Raw genomic sequence first — 2674 nt, 5'->3', positions numbered from 1 at the left:
TACTGGATGAAGCACTGAACCGTCTAGGCACACATAATTCGACGGTTTCTATGATTGGCTGTTTTTTGATCCTTGTTTGTATGCTTGCAGTTTTCTTCACCTATATGTATTTTTCCCGCCGCCAAATGGCAGAACTAGCTTCTGCCCAGAAAGAAGCGGAATATGCAAACAAAGCCAAAAGTGAGTTTCTCTCTAAACCTCCATGCCCGCACACTTGGCACCACCATAAATGAAACTGCGAAGGCTGTAGGTTATTGAATTTAGTTGTGCCGTTATTTATACTTAGATAATATGAAGTGACCCCACATTTGCAACGACGTGGATTTACCTGTATACTTGAGTTTGGAAAAACAATGGTAACAGGGATTACCGCATACAAAAGGAGGTCACTTATGTATAGAATAATCAAAATCGGCATGGATGTCCATAGTAAAAATTACACATTGTGCGCAATGGAACCCACAATCGGGTCAGAAGACCGGATTTTCGGTGAGGTACAGGTTGCTCCAGACTATAAAGAGATCATCTGCTTCATTGAATCTCTGAAGATGAAACTCGGCTTCTACGATGATTATTCGGTTGAATGCGGTTATGAGGCGGGGTGCCTCGGTTATACCCTTTACCACCAGCTCACAAACGCTGGGGTCAAATGTGTCATACTTGCACCGACTACCATGCTTACCCAGCAGGGAAAGCGAATCAAAACGGATAAGCGTGATGCTCGTTTGATCGCACAGTGCCTCTGCTACGGTGGCTACCATCCGGTCTATATCCCTACTGGCGAAGACGACGCTGTCAAAGAGTATCTTCGGATGAGGGATGATCACAAGCTTGCACTGAAAAGACTGAAGCAGCAGATCAATGCGTTTGTTCTTCGCCACGGTCATTCGTATACCGGAACGAAATGGACGATCAAGCATGTTGCCTGGCTGAAGAAAGTGGAACTCGATCCGATTTACCGGGAAACGCTGAACGAGTACATGGCATCCTACGAGGAACAGGAAACAAAAATCGAGCGTTACGATAAGCGGATTGAAGAGATCGCTTCCGAAGCACGTTATCAGGAAAAAGTGAAAAAGCTTGTTTGCTTCCTGGGTGTTCGTACGCATACGGCGCTGTCCCTGATTGTGGAGACCGGTGATTTCAACCGTTTTGCCAAGGGGAATACCTATGCGGCATTCCTGGGGCTGGCACCGGGAGAGCATTCCAGCTCGGAAAATGTAAACCGGCTTGGTATATCCAAAGCAGGAAACACACACCTGCGCCGCCTATTAATCGAAGCTTCAAAAGGCGTTTGTAAAGGGGCCATCGGACATAAATCCAAAGAACTCCGTTCAAGACAAAGCGGACAGCCCGCAGAGGTAATCGCATATGCCGATAAAGCGAATACCCGGCTTCGGAGCAAGTATTATAAAATGATCCGCCATGAAAAGAAGAAGAATGTAGCAGTCGCAGCTGTAGCAAGAGAACTTGCATGCTTCATTTGGGGCATGATGACAGAAAACATCAGCATCAGTTCCAGGAAAGGTACATCAATGCCGGCTGTCAGTCAAGGGTAAAATAGACCGCTTCGCGGCCCTTGACAGCCATCCGTCCTTGACGTAAAGCGTAATCAAGCAGCAATCAGCAGTAGAGTGCAGCTTGCTGCCAGAACAATAAAATTGAATATCTGTCAGTATCTGAAAGGAGCTGTGATCACTGTAAGGTTCGAGCCATCTGCGTTTACACTATGTTGGCACTATGGTGATCCACGCTTTTAGATCGCAGGGCTCACGGCGGAACCATTAGCCTGTCGGTAACCAATCCACGAATAACAGAGTGGCCATATGCCGGGAACTGTTAAATCAGAGCTCCTTCCAGATGCTGACAGATTACACAAATGTGATGGTCAAGAAAAAGTTTGTGAGATACAGCATTTACCTCTTGACAAAAGTCACTTCATAACAGTGTACTACAGTTGATGGTATTTAGCAATCGCCTGATAGAAGTAATCTGATTTTAAGGAAGTCGATATGTCTTTTTTGATTGCATAATCTAAAAATAGAAATATACTGTGTTCAGTGAAAGTTATATATCTAGATTTAATCGGATTTAAAGGGATGTGGATCTTGGAAATATGGAACTGGAGTTCATTAAACTTAGAAGAATTTCATATAAACGAATTAACCCAAATAATGGAGAGAGTTTTTGCTGAGAATACAAGGAATAGAGGTTTAATGCAAAATGCAGAAAGTGATGAAACAAATTCAGCAGTTTGGAAGTTGTAATTCAAAAGTCGTAAAAAAGTAGTACAATGGAAAAAATAAGCAGGTAAACTATAGATAGCTCGAAGAGAGAAAGACAAGACAAATTGAAATTGTTGGAGAGGGTATTAACACATTATTTGATTTACGGAATCAGATAATGGAAACCTTAACATCATTTAATAAAGAATTAAGCAGAGAAGATTTTGATGCAATTCCATTTATAAATGCAGATGGTTATCATAATAAGACGATTGCATATTCAATTTGGCATATTTTTCGTATGATGAATTGAAAAAGAAAATATCAGAAGAAAGAAAAAAACAGTTAAAATTATTAAATGTTGTAAGTAATGATGAAAACGCAATTTGGCTTATTGATTATTGGTGCGGAAAAGATATTCGAGGTTTAATACAAATGCCATTTTCAAG

2 protein-coding genes are annotated in these 2674 nt (G+C 41.7%); both read left to right on the top strand.

Translation table 11 applies throughout. The features are described 5' to 3' along the window. Positions 1-233 (top strand): hypothetical protein (locus VK097_RS13675; protein WP_324212355.1); only part of this gene is annotated, 233 nt, incomplete at its 5' end. 159 nt (positions 234-392) lie between these two features. Further along, complete coding sequence (locus VK097_RS13670; RefSeq protein ID WP_324212354.1) at positions 393-1559, top strand: IS110 family RNA-guided transposase; 1167 nt, start codon at positions 393-395, stop codon at positions 1557-1559. Positions 1560-2674 lie beyond the last annotated feature (1115 nt).

The organism is Lentibacillus sp., assembly GCF_035301675.1.
Lineage (GTDB): Bacteria > Bacillota > Bacilli > Bacillales > Amphibacillaceae > Lentibacillus.
Note: the sequence above shows the minus strand (reverse complement) of the source record. Positions and strands in the feature narration are given on the sequence as shown.